The organism is Marinobacterium sp. BA1 (genome assembly GCF_041155135.1).
GTDB lineage: Bacteria > Pseudomonadota > Gammaproteobacteria > Pseudomonadales > Balneatricaceae > Marinobacterium > Marinobacterium iners.
On the sequence record NZ_BAAFHC010000001.1, the window covers coordinates 278,835 to 299,653 of the forward strand.

A 20,819-nucleotide genomic window follows, 5' to 3' on the forward strand; every position below is an offset into this window, starting at 1 on the left:
GGATTATTCTGTCATTCCTCAGCTGAAGTGTGGATGAAAAACTCCATTTCCGGTTAGATCCTGACATCATTTCTGCGAGTTGACAGAAATCCTGTTGCTGCGGGCTGAAACTGAACAAAAAAAGGAGCCGCAATGGCTCCCGTTTTCGTTCAGAGCTGGATCAGTTGCGGTTGAAGTACTCTCGTGTCAACTTGAACACCACCGGGCTCAGAAGAGCCAGTGCAACCAGGTTGGGGATCGCCATCATGGCGTTAAGGGTATCGGCAACCAGCCAGACGAAGTCCAGGCTCAGTGTTGCGCCCAGTGGAATCGCCAGAATCCAGAGGATGCGGTAGGGGGTGATCGCCTTGATGCCGAACAGAAACTCTACGCAGCGCTCACCGTAGAATGACCAGCCGATAATGGTGGTAAAGGCGAAGATGGCCAACGCAATGGCGACCAGGTAGTTACCCATGCCGGGCAGGGCTGTTGCAAATGCCTGGCTGGTCAGGGCTGCCCCGGATTCGCCGCCGGTCCAGGCGCCGGAGCTGACGATCACCAGACCGGTGATGGTGCAGATCACCAGCGTGTCGAGGAAGGTGCCCAACATGGCGATCATGCCCTGGCGCACCGGGTCGTTGGTCTGGGCAGCTGCGTGTGCGATGGGGGCTGAGCCCAGGCCTGCTTCATTGGAGAACACGCCTCGGGCGACACCAAAGCGGATGGCGGCCCATACGGCTGCCCCGGCAAAACCGCCCTGCGCGGCAACAGGGGAAAAGGCGTGGGTGAAGATCAGATCCAGTGCCTGTGGTAGAAGGTGGGCATTGATTGCCAGTACGATCAGTCCGGCGATCAGATAGGAGAGCGCCATGAAAGGTACCAGTGCTCCGGCTACATGGCCGATACGCTTGATACCACCCAATATGACGGCACCCACCAGAATCATCATCACCAGTCCGCTGATCCAGGTGGGAATGCTGAAGTTGGCATGCAGTACATCGGCGACCGAGTTGGACTGCACGGTATTGCCGATACCGAAACCGGCCGCGGCGCCAAAAATGGCAAAGGCTACGCCCATCCATGCCCATTTTTTGCCCAGACCATTCTTGATGTAATACATGGGGCCGCCGACATGCTGGCCCTTTTCATCGGTTTCACGGTACTTGACCGCCAGAACTGCCTCGGAATACTTGGTTGCCATGCCGATCAGGGCTGTTATCCACATCCAAAACAGGGCGCCTGGTCCGCCCAGAAAGATTGCCGTGGCAACCCCGGCGATATTACCAGTGCCCACTGTGGCGGACATGGCGGTCATCAGTGCCTGAAAGGGTGGAATTTCGCCTTCCTTTTCGTCACCGGCGCTGGCCGTCCGCCCGCCCCAGAGCAGCCGGAAACCGGTGCCGATCCTGAGGATAGGCATCAGTTTCAAGCCGATTGAAAGAAACAGGCCTACCCCGAGGATAAGCACCAGCATCATGGGGCCCCAGACGACCCCGTTAATTGCCGAAATAAACGATTCGATTGCAGCCATCGTAAGATGTCTCCGTGTTGTAAACCTGAAGTGGTCGGTACCGACTTCAAGGTTTGAGTCCTGAATTCACTGCCGAGCCATATTGCATTGTTTCGGGCCATGAAAGTACCCAAAGCTATAGCAGATCCCATGCCACTTAAAGTGAAGGCTGGGTCAAGTCAGGCATTTTTCGTATTGTTTTGTGAGAAAAACCTGTTTTCTGTTACTAAAACAGAAATACTTTCTGATTCAGAAGGAGGTTGTCCATTCACATCTCGGCTGCAGCAACAATGTGTGCGCTACAGTTGTGCCCAGTGCACTGTAAAGGTTCAGGCGATGACGATATGAATGGTCATTCAGACATGGAGGGTGAGGGCCGGCATCAAGCCGATAGAGTCGGGTCATGTTGCGCTCCGATGGTATTGTTATTGTTGGATGCGTTTCATGGGATATATTAGAGCCTTTTTTAGGCTCAACAAGGTTTTTTGTTCTGTATTACCCGCTGATGACAGAGTAATTAACTGCTTATATCAACCGGAAGCTGTGTCTGCTCTTTCACTTCCTCCATCACGATATAGGATTTGGAGTTTTTTACGCCGGGCAGGGTCAACAGCATGTCACCCAACAATTCGCGGTACTGTGACATGTCATGCAGACGTGCCTTGAGCAGATAATCGGCATCGCCGGATACCAGGTGACACTCCAGGATATAGGGCAACGTACTGACCGCCCGGTTGAAGCGCTCAAATGCATCAGGTGACTGGTAGGAAAGGGCAATCTCGACAAATACCAGCAGATTGTAGTTCAGCATTTGTGGATTGACGCTGGCGTGGTAACCCGTAATGAAACCGTCCCGCTCGAGCCGTTTGACACGTTCCATGCAGGGCGTTGTGGACAGTCCAACCCGATCCGCAAGCTCGGTGTATGAAATGCGCCCCTCTTGCTGCAGTATCGTCAGGATATTGCGGTCGATTCGGTCAATCTTCTTGACCTTCTGTTGTTGTGCCATTGCCTGGTGATTCCATCTGTAAATTGATTAATGAGTATAGTTTTAACCTGATTCAAGCATGGTGCAACGTATAAATGGCTGTCATCTACCCCCAGCCAAGCCACATTGGCAGTGGGGCGTTGAACAGTAAAGCGTGGTAATATCGGCAGCCATACATGAATGAACCGACCGGATGAATGAGGCAGCATGAGCTATCAGGTTCTGGCACGAAAATGGCGCCCCAGACGTTTCAAGGAAATGGTTGGCCAGGAACATGTTCTGAAAGCGCTGGTCAATGCGCTGGATGATGACCGGCTACACCACGCCTACCTGTTTACCGGTACTCGTGGGGTGGGCAAAACCTCCATCGCGCGCCTGTTTGCCAAATCGCTCAACTGCGAACAGGGCATCTCCTCCGAGCCTTGCGGCGTATGCAGTGCTTGTGTCGAGATTGCCGAGGGTCGGTTCGTTGATCTGATTGAGGTGGACGCGGCCTCGCGCACCAAAGTTGAAGATACGCGCGAACTGCTCGAAAACGTGCAGTACTCACCAACACATGGTCGGTTCAAGGTGTACTTGATCGACGAGGTGCACATGCTGTCCAACAGCTCGTTCAATGCGCTGTTGAAAACGCTGGAAGAGCCGCCGCCGCATGTGAAGTTTCTGCTGGCGACTACTGATCCACAAAAGCTGCCGATGACGGTGCTGTCGCGTTGCCTCCAGTTCAATCTTAAAAACCTCACTGCCGAGCGTATTCAAAACCACCTTGGTTTTGTGCTGGGAGAAGAGGGCATTGAGTCTGAAAGTGCAGCGCTCTGGCTGCTGGCACGTTCGGCTGATGGTTCCATGCGTGATGCGCTCAGCCTGACAGATCAGGCGATTGCCTTTGGTGCCGGCAGCGTACGCGAAGCAGATGTGCGCACCATGCTGGGCACCATTGACCAACGTCTGGTGTACCGGATGCTTGAGCAGATTGCGCGGCAGCAGCCGGCACAGGTGCTGGAGGCAGTGCGTGAACTGTCAGAATTTTCGCCTGATTACCTGACGGTGCTGGGGGATATGGTCAGCCTGCTGCATCGCATTGCACTGGCGCAGGTGATGCCGGCCGCGGTGGATAATAGCCTGGGTGATCGTGAGCAGGTACTGGAGCTGGCACGCCTGCTGCGCCCGGAAGAGGTTCAGCTGTATTATCAGGTTGCTCTGATGGGGCGCAAGGATATGCCTTTGGTACCTGAGCCACGAGAAGGGCTCGAAATGACGCTGCTGCGTATGCTGGCGTTCCGACCGGCCGGCAGCGAGCCGCTGCAGGGGCTGAGCCCGACTGAGGCGAAGGGGACTGATCCTGTGTCGGAATCTGCCGCTGCCGTGGCAGCTGCGCCTGCAGTCACCGAACATGTTGCGCCGAAGGCCGCTGCTGAGCCTAGCCAGCAGCCAAACGCGCAGGCACCCGCTGAGCCGCCGTCTGCACCGATGCCAGAGGACATTCCTCCTTGGGATGACTTGCCGCCGGATCTGGCCGAGAATTCGCCAAAAAAGTCTGACCCGGCTGAGGTGGATGCCCGGCCGGAGCCTGCCTCGATAAGTACCGCACAAGCGGAACCGATGGCTCCGGTGCGGACTCCAACTCCAGAACCACCGACTCCGATGCCTGAGGCCTTGCCCGTGCTGGCTGCCTCTGGTCCCGTAGCAGGCAATGGTGACTGGTGTGATCTGCTGCCGCAGCTGGGACTTAGTGGCATGGTGGAAAGCCTGGCGCGTAATCTGTCGCTGGAGTTGGGCGACGCCAGTCGCATGTTGTTCCACTACACGCCCGAGCAGGATGCACTGCTTAACGAGGATCGCCGAGAGCGTATCCGAACCGCGATCAGAGCGGTTCGGGGCGAACAGGTTCAGATTGAGTTTACGCAGGCGGTGCAAACAGTCGAAACCCCGGCTCAGCGTATCGAGCGCCTGCGTGCCGAACGTCAGGCAGAAGCGGTGCAGGCAATTGAAGCCGACCCGTTGGTACAAACATTGATCGAACAATTTGGCGCGCGGATCGAAACCGAATCGGTCCGCCCGTTGGACCCGGAACACTGATATTAAAAGAGGAGTCTGAACATGATGAAAGGTGGCATGGGAAACCTGATGAAACAGGCCCAGAAAATGCAAGAAGACATGCAGAAGGCGCAGGAAGAAATTGCACGCGCTGAGGTTCAGGGTGAGTCCGGTGCCGGTCTGGTCCGCATCACCATGAACGGTCGCCATGATGTGAAGGCGGTCCAGATTGATGAGAGTCTGATGGAAGAAGAGAAAGAGATTCTTGAAGACCTGATCGCCGCGGCCGTTAATGACGCCGTACGCAAGGTTGAACAGAATACTCAGGACAAGATGTCCAAAATCACCAGTGGCATGGGTATGCCACCGGGCTTCAAAATGCCGTTCTGATCATGAGCTTCAGTCCCTTACTGCAAAATCTGATAACGTCACTGCGCGCACTGCCCGGTGTTGGGCCAAAATCGGCACAGCGCATGGCACTGCATCTGCTTGAGCGTGATCGGGAGGGTGCGCGAACCTTATCTGAATCCCTTCTGCAGGCGGCTGAAAAGGTTGGTGAATGTCAACGTTGTCGCAACCTGTCCGAAGAGACGCTATGCCCTGTCTGCGAGGATGACAGCCGTGACCATCAGCTGATTTGCGTACTGGAGTCACCGGTGGACCTGATCGCTGTAGAGCAAACGGGTGGGTTCAACGGAGTGTATTTTGTCCTTAAGGGGCATCTGTCCCCCATTGACGGGGTTGGCCCGGAAGATCTGGGGCTTGATCAGCTGTTTGAACGGGTAGAAAGCGGAGAGGTGCGTGAGCTGATACTGGCAACCAACCCCACGGTAGAAGGGGAGGCAACGGCTCACTACATTGCTGAACAGCTGCAGGACTTGAATGTGAATATCACCCGCATCGCCCATGGCGTCCCGGTCGGGGGCGAGCTTGAGTTCGTCGACGGCGGTACGCTGGCCCATGCTTTCGCCGGGCGGCGCTCCCTGAAACGGAGTCAGGATGACTGAATTGATGCAGCGTTATGACTGGCATCGGCTGCAACAGGCTGCGGCCAGCCCGATCTGGATCAACGATACCGCAACACTGATGCATTACTGCCAGCAGTGGCTGCAGTTGCCGTTGATCGCGCTTGATACCGAATTCATGCGTACCGAAACCTTCTATCCCATACCGGGCCTGATCCAGATAGCGGATGACCAGGGCTGTTATCTGATTGACCCGCTTCAGGTTGAGGACATGTCACCGCTGGCAGAAGTGCTGCGTGCGCCAGATGTGCTCAAGGTTCTGCATGCCGGTAATGAGGATATGGAGCTGTTTCGCCATAGCTACGGCGTACTGCCGCAGCCGCTCTATGATACTCAGGTGGGCGCCGCCTTTGCGGGCTGGGGGTTCAGTATGGGCCTGCAGCGCTTGGTAGCGTATGCGCTTGAGGTTGAACTGGGCAAGGGCGAGACCACCTCCGATTGGCTGCAGCGTCCACTTACGGCTGAACAGGAACATTATGCGGCACTGGATGTGGCCTATTTGCCAGTTCTGGCTCTGATGCAGCACGAGCAGCTTGAGGCGCGAGGGCGTCTGAGCTGGGTAATGGAAGAGTGCGAAAGCATTGGTGCAAGTGTAATGGCGGCTGATGAAGCAGACCCGCAAGCATACTTTCAGCGCTTCAGTCAGGTATGGCATCTGGATGATGTGCGACGTGCCTTGCTGCGTGATCTCAGTGCATGGCGGGAACAAACCTGCCGTGAGCGCGATATGTCTCGCAATCGTCTGCTGCGTAACGAAATGCTGCTGGAAATCGCTGAACGGATGCCTCAGAACGAGCAGCATCTGGATGCCATTATCAAGCGTGGTCGTATCATGCGTGAGTACGGACAGGCGATTATGGCAATAATCGCGGCCGCTCCTGAATCGGCCCGCCAAAACCCGCCGGCCGAGATCGATCGCCCGTTGCACTATGTCTGGAACAAACGGCTCAAGCAATTACGGTCAATTGGCCGTCAGGCGGCAGACGCGAATGATCTCTTGCCTGAAATACTGTTGCGCAAGCGAGACCTTGATGCGCTCATACGCTCACGTGATGCCGAGGGGCATTATCACCTGCCACCCAGTCTTTCCGGCTGGCGCAAGCCACTGGTGGGCGATGCCCTGTTGAATCGAATCGAACAGTTTGAAACGAGTTGATGATGATAATTTTGAGTATCTTCAAGAGTCCGCGCAAGGATGAGATGTATCTTTACGTTGACAAGCGCGAGCAGCTGGAGCGTGTCCCCGAAGCTTTGCTGGAGATGTTTGGTCAGCCTGTGCACGTCATGGATATGCCGATGACGCCAAACCGCAAGCTGGCTCGGGTCGAAAGTACGGCAAAGCTTCTGGATGATCTGGACAGTCGAGGGTACTACCTGCAGATGCCGCCTCAGAAGGAGGAGTATATGCTGGATCTGTTCAAGAACCGGCCCGAGACCGGGGTGCGCTGAGTATGGCGCAGGAAGTGTTCTGGCGCCGCAAGGGCCTGAAGGAGATGACCCCTCAAGAGTGGGAGTCCCTTTGTGATGGGTGTGCGTTGTGCTGTCTGCATAAGGTGGAGGATGAGGATACTCGGGAGGTCTTTTACACCACCGTCGTATGTCATCTGTTGGATCTGAACGACTGCCATTGCACAGAGTATGAAAAGCGCTGTCAGTTAGTGCCCAGCTGCATCAAGCTCAAGCCCGAGGATGTGGAGAGTTTTGACTGGCTGCCACCCAGTTGCAGTTATCGGCTGATTCATGAAGGCCAGGAGTTGCCGGACTGGCACCCGTTGCTGACGGGTGAGCGCAAGTCAGTGATTCATGCCAACTCATCGGTATTGAGCGTGTATGAAGTGCGTGATAACGAGATCAGTGATGATCAGCTGATCGACTTTGTACTGGATGAGGATTACTGAGCCGCGGGGCTTGTGGCTCAGGGCAGTGACCCGAGCTGTTTGATCTGAAAGGTACAGACAAAAAAAGGGGCGCCATGGGCGCCCCTTAGTGTTGCAACTGAAGAGGAAAATCAGTTGTTCTGGTTGGCCATCTGCTGCTTGATCAGATCACCGATAGTGGTCGGCCCCGGAACTTCAACTTCCTGGTTGCGAACTGCACTGATGGCTGCTTTCTCTTCAGCCTGATCTTTGGCGCGGATCGACAGGTTGATGACGCGGTTGCGACGGTCAACAGCTGTGATCTTGGCTTCAACAGTTTCGCCTACCTTGAGTGCCGTAGTGGCATCGTCGATGCGCTCAGCAGCGATCTCGGATACTTTCAGAGTGCCTTCGATGCCTTCAGCCAGCTCGATAACAGCAGCTTTCGGCTCAACGCTCTTCACGGTACCGGTTACGATGGTTCCCTTGTCGTTAGCGGCCAGGTATTCAGCGAACGGATCGCTTTCCAGCTGCTTGATGCCCAGAGAGATGCGCTCTTTCTCGGCGTCGATAGACAGGATGACGGCTTCAACTTCGTCACCTTTCTTGAACTGACGCAGTGCAGTTTCAGGATCGGCTTCCCAAGAGATGTCGGACATGTGAACCAGACCGTCAAGATCGTTATCCAGACCTACGAAGATACCGAAGTCAGTGATGGTCTTAATGGTGCCGCTGACCTTGTCGCCGGCAGCGTGCTGCTCGGAGAAGGAGATCCACGGGTTGATGGTGCACTGCTTGATACCCAGGGAGATACGACGACGCTCTTCGTCAACGTCCAGGATCATCACTTCCACTTCGTCGCCGATGTTAACGATCTTGGACGGGTGGATGTTTTTGTTGGTCCAGGACATTTCAGATACGTGTACCAGGCCTTCAACACCATCTTCGATGGAGGCGAAGCAGCCGTAGTCGGTCAGGTTGGTGACGCGTGCAGCAACCTTGGTTCCGGCCGGGTAACGATCCTTGATGTCATCCCACGGATCTTCGCTCAGCTGTTTCAGGCCGAGGGAGATACGGTTGGTTTCCTTGTCGAACTTGATGATCTTGACAGAGATCTCATCGCCCGGGTTCAGCATTTCGCTCGGGTGAGAGATGCGCTTCCACGCCATGTCAGTGATGTGCAGCAGGCCGTCAACACCACCCAGATCGATGAACGCACCGTAGTTGGTGAGGTTCTTGACGTAACCCTTGGCGATCTGACCCTCTTCCAGGGTGGCCAGAAGCTCTTCGCGCTGAGCGCTGTTGGCTTCCTGCAGAACAGCACGACGAGAAACAACGATGTTGTTGCGCTTCGGATCCAGCTTGATCAGTTTGAAGTCAAGCTCTTTGCCTTCCAGGTGGTCAACATCACGCACCGGGCGAACATCAACCAGGGAGCCCGGCAGGAAGCCCTGAATGTTGTTGATGCTGACAGTGAAGCCGCCCTTGACCTTGCCTGAGATGTAGCCTTTAACAGTCTCTTCTGCGTCGAATTTCTTCTGCAGAACTTCCCAGGCTTCAGCACGCTTGGCTTTTTCACGGGACAGACGGGTTTCACCGAAGCCGTCTTCAACCGCTTCCAGTGCAACCTTGACGGAATCACCAACCTGAATTTCCAGCTCGTTGTTGTCGTTCAGGAACTGTGAACGGGGGATAACGGCTTCGGATTTCAGACCAGCGTTGACTGTAACCCAGTCGCTGTCGATGTCGACAACTTCACCCATAACGAGGGTGCCGGGGGTCATGGCAATGTCTTGCAGGGATTCTTCAAACAGATCAGCAAAGCTTTCGCTCATGAAAGTATCCTATATTGTCGCTGCCGGTTAGGTGTGTGGCAGCTTTCCAGCCTGTATGCCAGCTATACAGGGTCGGTTAGCGATAACCATCTCGGCGGACACTGGGCTGGCGATGTGTCCGCGAAATGGGAAAATATAAAGTTGCAAAATTATACAGAGGGTGGCTGGCTTTTGCCAGTGGCTGCCCAGTATTTATCCGGCAATGATGTTGGGAAGTGAAGCTTCCAGCTGTTCGCGCAGAGGCTTCTGGCAGGCGGGAAGCAGTTTGGCCAGGTCTTCGGCCAAGGCTGCTGGCAGTGTGGTGCCGTCTGGCTGGTTGAACCAGTCGATCAGCAGTCGTTCTTCAGCGCGGCTGTTGGCCGCAAGTTCTGTAGCGTTGCCGACGCAGAAAGCGAAAGCGGGCAGGTGGTCACTGACAATCCTGCCCCGCTGTGGCTGTTCCAGCATCAGGCGGTTGGCGCTGACAAAGCGTCGGTACTCCTGCATGCCGGCGGCGGCCATGATTTCAAGACGAATATTGCTGAACTGATCGGCCTCGGGCATCCGCGCCAGAATGGCCTTGAGCTGAGTCTTGGTTCGGGCCAGTTCATCCTCGAAGGTTTCGGGAGCAAAGTGCTGGTTCAGGCGCTTGTATTCCTGCAGTTCAGTAATTTGCTGCTTCAGTGCATCGATTTCGCTCTTCAGGGCATCCTGCTCCGCCAGCAGGTTCTCCTTGTCCTGCATGAGACCACGAATGACGCGCTCGGTTGGGGTGAGCTTCTTCTCGGCGAAAGTGGCTGGCAGTTGCTGAGCGCCCAACATACCTGTGCTTTCAGTGTATGTGCTGCTGGGGACCATTTCGTAGCCGAACTTTTCCAGATCCGCCAGGTTCACTTCATGCTGAGACTGCATTTTTTGGTAGGCGAAGTAGCTGGCGACCGCAGCAATTGCCAGCAACATCGGTACCAGTACCAACAGCAGAACACTCACCTTGCCCAGCTTCATGGGTTTACTCCATCGCCTTTCGGTTCGATATGTGGTCCGGCAGGGCAGCTGTGTGGCTCAGTGTCAGGTCAATCAAGTCGAGCAGGACCTCTCCGCTCTCGGCCAGAATTGCTTCTGACTCGGGATTGATTGGGCGTCCCTGCTCATCCTTGGGCAGCGTGTCGTCAACTTCGGCCAGGGTCTTCACCGGCGGCATCCCAAGGCCGGCGCGACGCTCATTCTCAACGCTCAGCAGCCAGTTCTCGTTGGTCTCTCGCTCCTGTTGCAGCGTGTCCTGGTTGAGTGAGATATGGGTGATTTTCTTCTGTTTTTCCAGGTGTTCTACCTGTTTGCGCATGAAGATGAAATCCGGATCGGTTTCGGTACGGGCCTGATGTCTTTCCAGCAGTTGCTGCATAAAAGGCGACAGGCTGGGGAAGCGGCCATGTCGCACCGGGCGTACCTGATCCCAGGGCAGCGCCTTGTCCAGTGCGCTTTCTCCAATGTCTTCAACTGTGTACAGAGAAGGGAGGCGAATATCAGGCTCCACTCCGCGGTGCTGGGTACTGTCGCCGGAGATGCGGTAAAACTTGGCGTGAGTCAGTTTTACCTGGCCGTGTTCGATCGGCTGCAGTGTCTGGACGGTACCCTTGCCAAAGGTGCGGTTGCCAATGAGGATACCTCGGTTGTAGTCCTGTATGGCGCCGGCGAAAATTTCGGAGGCAGAAGCACTCAGGCGGTTGACGATAACGGCCATGGGACCATCCCATGCGACCTTCGGATCAAAGTCACCCAAAATATCAACGCGACCAGAGGCATCGCGAATCTGCACGGTGGGGCCGCGCTGGATGAAAAGACCTACCAATTCGTTGGCCTCACGCAGCGAGCCGCCACCGTTGTTGCGAAGATCGACAATCAGGCCGTCAATATCTTCTTCACGCAGTTCATTGATAAGCTTTTCCACGTCTCGGGTGGTGCTTTTGTAGTCAGGATCACCCTTCTGCAGAGCTTCAAAGTCGATGTAGAATGTCGGTATTTCGATGACGCCGAGCTTGAACTCTTTGCCGTCACGGTTAAGCTCCAGTACTCGCTTGCGGGCAGCCTGCTCTTCGAGTTTTACCTTGTTGCGTTCGATCCTTATGACTTTGCGGGCTTGACGATCGACTGCATCGGCGGGGATCACCTCCAGGCGCACCAATGTGCCCTTGGGACCGCGAATCTTGCTGACAACATCATCCAGGCGCATACCCACCACATCTTCAATGGCACCGTCTTCACCCTGTCCGACACCCACGATGATGTCAGCGGGCTTCAGCTGGCCGGTTTTGTCAGCGGGACCGGCCGGTACCAGTCGTACGACCTTGGTCTGGTCGTTTTCCGACTGCAATACAGCACCGATACCTTCCAGAGAAAGACTCATGTTGATCTGGAAATTCTCGGACCCCTGTGGGGAAAAGTACTGGGTGTGGGGGTCAAATTCATGCGTCAGGGCATTGACGAAACTTTCAAATACATCGTCACTTTTGGCCTGGTCGGTGCGCTGTTTCTGGTTCTGGTAGCGTCGCAGCAGAACTTCCTGTGCTTCTTCGGTGGTTTTATCGGCCAGCTTCAGGCTCAGCAATGAGCTTTTCAACTGCTTGCGCCAGAGCTGCTGCAGTTCTACATCGGTTTTGATCCACTCTGCCTCTGAGCGATCACCTTCCAGCACGTCGTCACGGTTGAAATCCCAGGTGTTGCTTTCGTCTTCCAGGGTGCTGATCATGTAATTCAACCGTTGCAAACGTCGCTCTTGATAACGGTTGAAAATCTCGAATGCCGCTTCAGTCTCGCCCTGCAGAATTTGATCGTCGAGCAGGTGGCGCCACTGCTCAAACTGTTGAATGTCACTGGCCAGGAAGTGACTGCGTTCAGGGTCAAGAGTCGCCAAATACTGATCCAGTACGGCTTCAGACAGCTGGTCGTCAATATCGATCCGGTTGTAGTGCCCCTGCTGCAGTGATGTCACGACATCCAGCATCGTTTGAGTATGGATGGGCTCGGGGGCAAGATTGGCTTGTGCAGGGGCGATGCCCAGCGTGAATGTCAGTGCCGTGACGAGTGTCAGAAAATGAGGCTTGAGCATGAGAGGCGGATCTCCGGATCATGTGGCTGGAGCTGAGCTCCACCGCTGAAAAACACCTGAATCAGGCGGTGGCTCCTTCTGTGACAGGCACTCTGGGCTCCGAGTTCCGTCAGCTACAGCTTTGTGAGTGTAGTCATGGAGCTGGGTAATGTAAAATCATTGCTTTACACCTGTATGTACGGAGAGTGTGAGGATGCAGATCTGGAAATCTCTGGTCGTGACGTTGGCGTTTGCCGGCCTGCTGGCCGGGTGCGGTGAAGACCCGGAAAAAGAACGCTTTCGTCAGGAGCTGATCGACAAGGCGCTGAACGATGAAACCCGCAAGGCCGGTAATGAATTTCTGGCCAGCAATCGCGAGCGCGAAACGGTCAGCGTCACCGATTCTGGGCTGCAGATCGAACATCTGCGCAAGGGTGACGGGGCCAGCCCTACCGCACGTGATACGGTGGTGGTTCACTATGAGGGTACGCGAGTGGACGGGGGGGTATTCGACAGCTCCTACGCGCGGGAAAAACCGGCTACCTTCCCACTGAATCAGGTGATCCGAGGCTGGCGTGAAGGCCTTATGCTGATGCAGGAAGGCGGTGAAGCGATGATCTATCTGCCCCCCGAGCTGGCATACGGTGCTACCAGTCCATCCCCGGATATTCCGGCCAACTCTACGCTGATTTTTCGGGTGGAACTGATAGAGGTGATCAAGGCTGAGGGCGCGCAATGAAACAGCAAACTGAATTCAATCAGGACCTGATCCGCTTTCTGGATCAGGCAACCACACCCTTTCATGCTGTGGAACAGATGGCGCAGCGCCTGCTCAAGGCCGGTTTTCGTGAAATGAGCGAAGCTGAGCGCTGGCGTCCGGAGCCGGGAGAGGGTTACTTTATCCGTCGCAATGGATCCTCAATCATCGCCTGGCGTCATCCTGAGCAGGAGGCCGCCGTTAATCAGGGGTGGCGTCTTGTTGGGGCGCATACCGACTCCCCCTGTCTGAAGGTCAAGCCGAATCCGGAGCTGCACCGCAAGGGCTACTTCCAGCTTGGCGTTGAAGTCTATGGCGGGGTTTTGCTCAACCCCTGGTTTGACCGCGATCTGTCACTGGCGGGGCGTGTGACCTATCGCAGTGAAGATGGTGATGTCTGCAGCACGCTTCTGGATCTGCGTCGCCCGATCGCGGTGGTGCCGAGCCTTGCCATTCATCTTGATCGAGAAGCCAATTCCAGCCGCACCATCAATGCGCAGACCTTCCTGCCGGTGCTGATGGGGCAAACAGATGAGAAGCCGGATTTTCGTCAGCTGCTGGCTGATTGGTTGATGCGCGAAGGTACGGGGAATCTGGCTCAGGTGCTGGACTATGAGTTGTGCCTCTATGATACCCAGGGCGCTGCGCTGATTGGGCTTGAGCAGGAATTTCTGACCTCTGCGCGATTGGACAATCTGCTCAGTTGTTACATTGGTCTGCAGGCCCTGCTGGATGCCCCGGCTGCAGGTGCGGGGCAGGTGTTGGTCTGCAATGATCATGAAGAGGTTGGCAGTCTTAGTGCATGTGGTGCGCAGGGGCCGATGCTGGCGCAATGGTTGGAGCGCCTTATGCCGGATGTGGACAACCGCAATCGCGCACTGGCCCGGTCCATGTTGATATCAGCCGATAATGCTCATGGTGTGCATCCCAACTTTGCCGATCGGCACGATGATAACCACGGCCCGCTGCTCAATCGTGGGCCGGTTATCAAGATCAATGCCAACCAGCGCTACGCGACCAACAGCGAAACCAGTTCAATCTTCCGGCACCTGGCGGCTCAGGCAGGGGTGCCGGTTCAGAGTTTTGTGGTGCGCTCCGATATGGCTTGCGGCAGTACCATCGGGCCAATCACGGCCGGAGAGCTGGGCATGCGTACGCTGGATGTCGGTGTGCCTCAGTTTGCCATGCACTCGATCCGTGAACTGGCGGGAAGTGCCGATGCACACGGGCTATACCGTGTGCTGCAGCGTTTCATGGCAGAGCCGCGGTTGTAATCAAAGCAGAGTGTTGGCTTCACTGAAGCTGTTCAGCTGCTCCAGCAGGTCGGGGAGCTGTTTCATGACGTCGGTCATGGCTTTACTGGCACCTGGCTTGCTCTCGCTGCGGCAGGCAGTTTCGATCTGCTGCAGCTGCGCGGCCAGGAGATTACAGCCGATGGTGCGAGCACTACCCTTAATTCGGTGTGAGGCTGAGCGTGCCGCTTCCAGGTCGTCCGCATCCAGCGCCTGCTGCAGAATCTGCAGCTCGGCACGCAACGTGTTGGCAAACTCACGTACCAGTAAGGCGGCTGACTCTGCATCACCAACCTGCTCAACCAGGTTGTCACTGTCGAACGTCTCAGGCGCCTCAGGTTCTGGTCTATTGGCTGTTGCGGTGTCTGTATGGGCCGCCATAGTGCGTGCGATCACCTGTTGCAAGTCCGCAAGGCGAACCGGCTTGGCCAGATAGTCATTCATGCCGGCCGCCAGGCATTTCTCTCGATCACCAGCCAGTGCATCGGCGGTGACCGCAATAATCGGAATGTTCCGTTCCGGGCCGGGCAGGTCTCGGATGCTGCGAGTGGCTTCATAACCATCCATGTTAGGCATGTGCAAATCCATCAGAATCAGGTCGAAATGGGCATCTGACTGCATTGCCTGAATCACCTCAAGCCCATCACTGCACAGCTGCCAGGTCGCACCGGCACGCTGCATCAGAATCTCCATCATTTTTTGGTTGATCGGGTGGTCTTCCGCGATCAGGATCGACAGCCCGTCTGTTATTGGCTCTGCAGTGTGCTCCGGTTCCTCGAAGGCGGTATCGCTTGTGGCTGTTGCTGTTTCCGGTTGAACAATTCGACTCAGAGTATCCACCAGTTGCAGCGGTGACAGCGGTGGTTGCAACTGGGCTGTGACGGGGATAAAGGCCTGAGCCAGGTCGCGTTGTGACAGGCCGATCAATTCACCGTTGCCGCCTCGCTGCTGAATCCACCCACGCAAGCTCTCGGGAGCCAGTTTGAAGCGGCGGTCATCCACCAGCAACATGGAGTACTGGCCTGCCTGGGGTTCCTCTTCAAGAGGGCGAAAATGGCAGTCGAACTGCTCGAAGTGTGGGCTCAGCAGGCTGTACAGGTATTCAAACAGCTGATGAGAGTTGGTAACACACAGCAGCTGTTGCTGAGACAATGCATTGAGTTCTGCCAGCCGCGTGTGCAATGTGGCAGTGTTGGCTGGCTGTAGCGGCAGCTCCACAATGAAGCGTGAGCCTGTGCCCGGCGAGCTTTTTACATCGATACGTCCCTGCATCGCATTGACGAGATTGCGGGTGATCGCAAGTCCCAGCCCGGTGCCTTGATAATGGCGGGTAATGGAGTGGTCAATCTGACGGAAGGCTTCAAAGATGATTGTCAGGTCGCGGTTGTCGATACCGATGCCGGTATCCTCAATACTGATTAACAGGTGTACTTCGCCGGTTGCTTCGACAGTACGTTGACTGACGGTGAGTATGACATGGCCCGCCTCGGTAAATTTGACTGCGTTGCTGACCAGATTGTTGAGAATCTGGCGCATACGTATTGGATCACCGATGATGCTCAAGGGAACGTCGGGTGCATAGTTCAGGTACAGATCAAGACCTTTTGCCGCAGCGTTGACGGATGTGGCGGTCAACACTGAGTGAATCGATTCGCACAGGTTGAATGGCTCCTGCACCAGGGTAAGCATGCCTGCCTCGATTTTGGAAAAGTCGAGTACATCATTGATCAGTCGCAGCAAGGTGTCGGCGGCAATGGATGCCGATTGCACATAGCCGGTTTGGCGGTCATCCAGCTCGGTTGCTTCCAGCGAGTCCAGCATGCCGACGACAGCATTGAGCGGAGTGCGAATTTCATGGCTCATGGTAGCCAGAAAATCGCTTTTGAGACGGTTGGCATGCTCTGCTTCATCACGGGCCTGCAGCATGCGTCGCTCCGATTCTCGCTGGGCGCGTTCAATGCGGAAGGCGTACATGATGCCGGTAATGGCATCTGTCAGAGGGCGGAGCCATTCCACCAGCTCCTGATCGTAGGCGTCTGCCCGGTTTGCCAGGCCATACATGCCCAGCACTTCACCGCGAAACTTGAGCGGAATGCCCACAAAGGAGTTCAGGTCCGGGTGTCCGGCCGGGCAGGAGCCTGCGCGATGAACCGGATCGTGGTGGTTGGAAATGACCACTTCGCCAGTTAACAAGGTACGCCCGAACAGGTTGTCGAGGTTGTGAAAATCGATGCCCTTCTCGATATTATCTACATACAGGTTATGGGAGGACTGGTCCCAGGCCAGGTTGGTGATGGCGTAACAGCGCATGAACGGCTTTCCATCCTGTTCCATGCGCTCGCTGATAAAGCCCATGGGGGAGCCGGTCAGCTCCTTGAGTGTCTCCAGTAGCTCGCCAAAGCGTCGTTTGGGGTCTTTGTACAGCAGGAAATTGTTGTTAACCCGCGAGACTGCTGCCAGAACCAGGTGGTTGCGTGCTTCCTGTGCCTGTTGTTGCAAACGGTCGGATACGTCACGAAAAATGAGTACCCCTGTCGGCGAGTGTTGCTTGTGGCGGCGCTCGGTTCGAATGGGTGACAGGGTGCCTTCAAGCAAAATCAGGCGACCGTTACCGTGGCGGCATTTGAGTTCGTTGAATTGATGGTTCTGATGGCCTTGCAGTGCCTCAATGGAGACCGAATCAGCTGCTTCAAGCAGCTCGGTCAGGGGTTTGCCGGCCAATATCTCGCTGTCCTGGCCCAGCAGTATTGCTCCGCTTTGATTGATGCGCAGTATTTGGCCATGACGCAGGAGAACAATGCCCTCTGCAGTATTATCAAAAACCAGCCCCATGTGTTCGCTGTGGATGTCACGCTCGCGCCGCAATACTTGATAAAACCGAAACAGCAGCGCCGAGGACAGCATGAACATCAGTGCTGCCAGGCTGGCGATCAGCAACATCAGTTGCCCGTCTTGCCCGTGGTCTGTCATCCGTGTGTTCCTTGTGTTGTCAGATAGCGAGCATACTGCTGGTCCTTGCCAGCAATGTGGCGGTACCAGGCTTGCAGCAATTGCTGGTGCGCCAACAGGGCCTTGGGTTTCTTGTTCTGGCGAATCTTGTTGGCCAGCATCTGCGTGCGCTGCAGGATCATGCCATGTTCGGCCTGATGTGCTGAAAGATGGTTGAAGTGATGCTCGCGCTGATGTTGATACTCTTGTCCGAACATCTCGGCACTGATCTGTTCCAGGCTATTGGTCATCTGTGCCGCTGTATCGTCGCTGCCGAAACTGATTTCGCGGCGTATGGCATCCAACTGGTGCAGAATGTCAGTCAACTGCTGCTGTTTCTGTTGCAGGAAGGGGTCTTTGCTGTTGCTCGGTACCAGTTCCGTGAGGGCCTGTCTGAACCTGTCGGCATCATTTTCTTCTGGTGGCGCCTGTGTCTGTGAAGGGCCTGGGTTTGGAGTGGTCGATACTGTTGGTTCGGGTCTAGAGGGTTCGTGTACAGGCGTATGAGTGGAGTCAGCGGATTGCCGCGGATGCAGACTACCATTGGCAGGTTTGTTGACGCCGACTGCCGTATTCACGCCTGTCGGGATTGAGCGGTATGCGGCGGTATCAGCAAGGGTGATTTTCCGGCGTCGAGCGGCATCAATCTTGTCACTGAGCAGCGCTACGCTGAGTGGTTTGCTGACGAATCCGTTACAGTCCAGCCCTACCGCGTTCATCACGTTGTTGCGATAGTTGTAATCGGTAAACATCAAAACGCAGAGGTCGCGCGGTACCTTGGGAATATCACCGCAACGAATTGTCTGCAAAAGCTCAAGGCCATTCCGGGGTTGCATGTCGATATCCGTGAGAACCATATCAATGCAGGGCTCACGGGTCAGAATCTCGATCGCTTCGCGACCGCTCAGGGCTGAGTAAACCTGCTCACAACCCAGGTGCTCAAGCACCTTACGGCAGAATTCGTCGATGATGGGCTGGTCGTCAACGACCAGCACCTTGAGCGCAGAGAGAGTCTTCATGTCTGTCTCTTGAGCAGATTACCTTCATGTTCAGAGCATTACACAGATCTTTCGGGTTGTATATCACAGCAGTGCCAGGCTCATCTGGTGGTATAGCGGGATACCGATAATCACGTTGAAGGGGAAGGTGAAGCCCAGTGATGCCAGCATGGCCAGGCCAATATTGGCTTCCGGAATAGCGGCTCGGATAGCAGCCGGCGCCGCGATGTAGGAGGCGCTTGCCGTCAAGCTGGCCAGAATCAGGGCGCTGCCGCTCGGCAGCTCAAGCGCCATGGCTGCGCCCAGACCAAACAGTGACAGCAGTAAAGGTGCACAGCAGGCAAAGGCCAGCAGGCGCCAGTGCTTAAGAGGGATTGGGCGCAGTGTTTCGGCAGCCGTCAACCCCATCTCCAGCAGGAACAGGGCCAGTACCGCCTTGAAGGCATTGGTAAACAGGTCAGTTACCGAGGCGCCTTCCATCGGGCCATAGAGGTAACCGATGATCACGCCGCCGGCCAACAGAATGACGCCTCGGTTGGTGAGGGTCTCATGCAGCAGGCTGGTGCGTGAGCCGGTATTGCTGTCGGCGGCAAATTTGCGATACAGCGCCAGGCCCACCATGATCGCGGGCAGTTCCAGCAGCACCAGGTAAAGCGTGACTTCCGGGCCGATTGTGAGCTGGTGGGTTTCAGCAAACGCCAGCGCGACGGCAAAGGTACCGGCGCTTACCGAGCCGTAATGTGCACTGATGCTGGCACTGTCCGCCAGCGACAGACCGATCAGCTTGCGCAACAGCGGAAACAGCAATAGTGGAATCAGTGCACCGATTACCATGACCAGCAGCATCTCAGGCACCAGTTGCCAACTGAGGTTGCCGTGCAGTCCCATGCCGCCCTTGAGGCCGATTGTCAGCATCAACAGCAGGCTGAGAGTGTCGTAGGCGGCTTTGGGGATGGTCAGGTCGGATTTGACCAGCCCGGCAACAACGCCGAGCAGAAAAAACATCACAACAATATCAGGCATGATTGGCTCCGTCTCTGAATCTTGCGCGAATTGTGCCGTTGAAAGAGTATTGAATCTAATTAATTCTTGGTGAACTATGTATAGATAATTATCTATACATAGGTGTGTCCGTGCGACTCAGGCATTTGACGTTTCGACTGCTGGAAGTATACGTGGCTGTTGTGCGCACCGGCTCGGTGACGGCGGCAGCCCATCAGCTTCACCTTAGTCAGCCGACAGTATCCCAGCAACTTAAAAGGCTGACCGAAACGGTGGGCGAACCCTTGTTGAGGACAGGTAACAAGGGGTTGGAGCTGACCGATGTGGGACGAGAGCTGTATCGCTCGGCATTGGATGTCACCGGCCGATTTGAAGATTTTGCCGACTATCTGTCAGAGCTTAGAGGTGGTCACCGCGGACGCTTCAGTATTGCACTGGTGAACACGGCGCAGTATGTGCTGCCACGATTGCTCGGCCCTTACAGCCAGGCGTTTCCAGAGGTGGATCTAACTCTTGAGATCGGTAACCGTCAGCAGTTGCTGCAGCGTTTTGAACAACAGTTGGATGACGTTTATGTGTTCAGTCATCCGCCAGCACTGGAGCAGGCCGTTGCAGCACGGTTTTTGCGCAATCCACTGGTTATGATTGCCCCTCAGCACTACCCTTTGGTGCAGAAGGCACAGCTATCCATTCACGATCTCAAACATGAGCGGTTCCTGTTGCGTGAACCTGGCTCGGCCACTCGCATGTTGTTCGAGAGCTGGCTGCATGCGCAGGGTGTGCAGTTATCCGATACGCTGCAGATGGCCAGTAATGAAGCAATTCGCGTGGGTGTTTCTTCAGGTATGGGGTTGGCAGTGGTGTCGCGTCATGTGCTGCCGCTGCAGCACCCGGGCATTGAAGTGTTGCCGTTGCAGCAGTTTCCGCTCGACAGTCACTGGCACTTCATTATTCGACGTGACCGGCGTCTGCCACACGCTGCGCGGGGGTTTCTCGATTATGCTGCCGGCTCACTGGAGCAGTGGTTGCCGGCAGAGTACGTCTGTAACGAGATCGAGCGGCTGTTCAGTCAAACTCGGGAAGAGTGGGCGTAACAACGGGTTTGTCAGCGGCCTGCCAAGCCTCAATGCCACCGGTGATGGAGGTAACGTGCAGGTATCCCATCTCAGCCAGACTTTTGGCGCTGAGGGCTGCGCGACCGCTGTTCTTGCAATAGATGACGATATTGAGATCGCGAGCGTTGAGCGACTCGTCGTTGCTGAACTTGAATTCCAGCAGGCCGCGTGGAATGTTGATGGCACCTGAAAGATGGCCGCTCTGGTATTCATCCGGCTCGCGCACATCAACCAGAAGATCGGCGGCTCTAATGGCTTCGTCAGCATGTTCGACGCTGACTTCAGTGATATTTTCCTTGGCGGCCATTACCAAATCATGGGCTGTTTTCATTTGTAGCTCCTGTAAGGTTGTGCATCAGTTTTGCATTTATAT

18 protein-coding genes are annotated in these 20,819 nt (G+C 55.6%); 9 read left to right on the plus strand and 9 right to left on the minus strand.

Annotation, left to right across the window (positions count from 1 at the left end; translation table 11 throughout):
• Positions 1-160 precede the first annotated feature (160 nt).
• Positions 161-1,510: an alanine/glycine:cation symporter family protein gene (locus ACAM29_RS01340; RefSeq protein WP_369622945.1), complete on the minus strand. Its 1,350-nt coding sequence runs from the start codon at positions 1,508-1,510 to the stop codon at positions 161-163.
• 496 nt (positions 1,511-2,006) lie between these two features.
• The gene (locus tag ACAM29_RS01345; RefSeq protein ID WP_369622946.1) at positions 2,007-2,498 is read right to left on the minus strand and encodes an Lrp/AsnC ligand binding domain-containing protein; all 492 of its coding nucleotides are present in this window, start codon (positions 2,496-2,498) and stop codon (positions 2,007-2,009) included.
• 186 nt (positions 2,499-2,684) lie between these two features.
• On the opposite strand from ACAM29_RS01345, the gene dnaX reads away from it, so the two are divergent.
• From dnaX to ACAM29_RS01375, 6 genes are read left to right on the plus strand one after another with little or no spacing between them, the layout of a single operon-like run.
• Positions 2,685-4,556 carry a DNA polymerase III subunit gamma/tau gene (dnaX, locus tag ACAM29_RS01350; protein WP_369622947.1) on the plus strand — a complete coding sequence of 624 codons (1,872 nt, stop codon included), beginning with the start codon at positions 2,685-2,687 and terminating at the stop codon, positions 4,554-4,556.
• Between the two features lie 21 nt (positions 4,557-4,577).
• The gene (locus tag ACAM29_RS01355; RefSeq protein ID WP_091824979.1) at positions 4,578-4,904 is read left to right on the plus strand and encodes a YbaB/EbfC family nucleoid-associated protein; all 327 of its coding nucleotides are present in this window, start codon (positions 4,578-4,580) and stop codon (positions 4,902-4,904) included.
• Positions 4,905-4,906: 2 nt separating this feature from the next.
• Positions 4,907-5,521, plus strand: coding sequence for a recombination mediator RecR (gene recR / locus ACAM29_RS01360; RefSeq protein WP_091824982.1), 615 nt, complete (start codon positions 4,907-4,909; stop codon positions 5,519-5,521).
• The gene (gene rnd / locus ACAM29_RS01365; protein ID WP_369622948.1) at positions 5,514-6,695 is read left to right on the plus strand and encodes a ribonuclease D; all 1,182 of its coding nucleotides are present in this window, start codon (positions 5,514-5,516) and stop codon (positions 6,693-6,695) included. Before recR ends, rnd begins: the two co-directional genes overlap by 8 nt.
• Positions 6,696-6,697: 2 nt before the next feature.
• The gene (locus ACAM29_RS01370; RefSeq protein ID WP_091824987.1) at positions 6,698-6,988 is read left to right on the plus strand and encodes a YcgL domain-containing protein; all 291 of its coding nucleotides are present in this window, start codon (positions 6,698-6,700) and stop codon (positions 6,986-6,988) included.
• A gap of 2 nt (positions 6,989-6,990) precedes the next feature.
• The gene (locus tag ACAM29_RS01375; RefSeq protein WP_091824990.1) at positions 6,991-7,437 is read left to right on the plus strand and encodes a YcgN family cysteine cluster protein; all 447 of its coding nucleotides are present in this window, start codon (positions 6,991-6,993) and stop codon (positions 7,435-7,437) included.
• 110 nt (positions 7,438-7,547) lie between these two features.
• Here the strand turns inward: ACAM29_RS01375 and rpsA are convergent, their stop codons facing one another.
• The 3 genes from rpsA to ACAM29_RS01390 form a co-directional block, all read right to left on the minus strand.
• Positions 7,548-9,230, minus strand: a complete 1,683-nt coding sequence (rpsA, locus tag ACAM29_RS01380; protein ID WP_206835201.1) for a 30S ribosomal protein S1 — start codon at positions 9,228-9,230, stop codon at positions 7,548-7,550.
• Positions 9,231-9,422: 192 nt separating this feature from the next.
• Entirely contained in the window at positions 9,423-10,214 is a 792-nt protein-coding gene (locus tag ACAM29_RS01385; RefSeq protein WP_091824996.1) for a hypothetical protein, read from the minus strand.
• A gap of 4 nt (positions 10,215-10,218) precedes the next feature.
• Positions 10,219-12,315, minus strand: a complete 2,097-nt coding sequence (locus tag ACAM29_RS01390) for a carboxy terminal-processing peptidase (protein ID WP_369622949.1) — start codon at positions 12,313-12,315, stop codon at positions 10,219-10,221.
• A gap of 193 nt (positions 12,316-12,508) precedes the next feature.
• Here ACAM29_RS01390 and ACAM29_RS01395 point away from each other — a divergent pair, with 193 nt between their 5' ends.
• Complete coding sequence (locus tag ACAM29_RS01395) at positions 12,509-13,033, plus strand: FKBP-type peptidyl-prolyl cis-trans isomerase (protein WP_369622950.1); 525 nt, start codon at positions 12,509-12,511, stop codon at positions 13,031-13,033.
• Positions 13,030-14,325 (plus strand): M18 family aminopeptidase, encoded by a 1,296-nt coding sequence (locus tag ACAM29_RS01400; RefSeq protein ID WP_369622951.1) that lies wholly within the window; start codon positions 13,030-13,032, stop codon positions 14,323-14,325. Before ACAM29_RS01395 ends, ACAM29_RS01400 begins: the two co-directional genes overlap by 4 nt.
• Here ACAM29_RS01400 and ACAM29_RS01405 read toward each other — a convergent pair whose 3' ends face one another.
• The 3 genes from ACAM29_RS01405 to ACAM29_RS01415 form a co-directional block, all read right to left on the minus strand.
• Entirely contained in the window at positions 14,326-17,313 is a 2,988-nt protein-coding gene (locus tag ACAM29_RS01405) for an ATP-binding protein (RefSeq protein WP_369622952.1), read from the minus strand. It lies immediately after the preceding gene.
• Positions 17,310-18,350, minus strand: coding sequence for a response regulator (locus ACAM29_RS01410; RefSeq protein WP_369622953.1), 1,041 nt, complete (start codon positions 18,348-18,350; stop codon positions 17,310-17,312). The genes ACAM29_RS01405 and ACAM29_RS01410 overlap by 4 nt, the downstream gene beginning before the upstream one ends.
• A gap of 63 nt (positions 18,351-18,413) precedes the next feature.
• Entirely contained in the window at positions 18,414-19,352 is a 939-nt protein-coding gene (locus tag ACAM29_RS01415) for a sodium-dependent bicarbonate transport family permease (RefSeq protein ID WP_369622954.1), read from the minus strand.
• A gap of 110 nt (positions 19,353-19,462) precedes the next feature.
• Between ACAM29_RS01415 and ACAM29_RS01420 the strand changes: the two genes are divergently transcribed.
• On the plus strand, positions 19,463-20,425 hold the full coding sequence (locus ACAM29_RS01420; RefSeq protein WP_369622955.1) for a LysR family transcriptional regulator: 963 nt from the start codon (positions 19,463-19,465) through the stop codon (positions 20,423-20,425).
• Here the strand turns inward: ACAM29_RS01420 and ACAM29_RS01425 are convergent.
• Complete coding sequence (locus ACAM29_RS01425) at positions 20,397-20,777, minus strand: rhodanese-like domain-containing protein (protein ID WP_206835178.1); 381 nt, start codon at positions 20,775-20,777, stop codon at positions 20,397-20,399. The two genes, ACAM29_RS01420 and ACAM29_RS01425, sit on opposite strands and share 29 nt — an antisense overlap.
• Positions 20,778-20,819 lie beyond the last annotated feature (42 nt).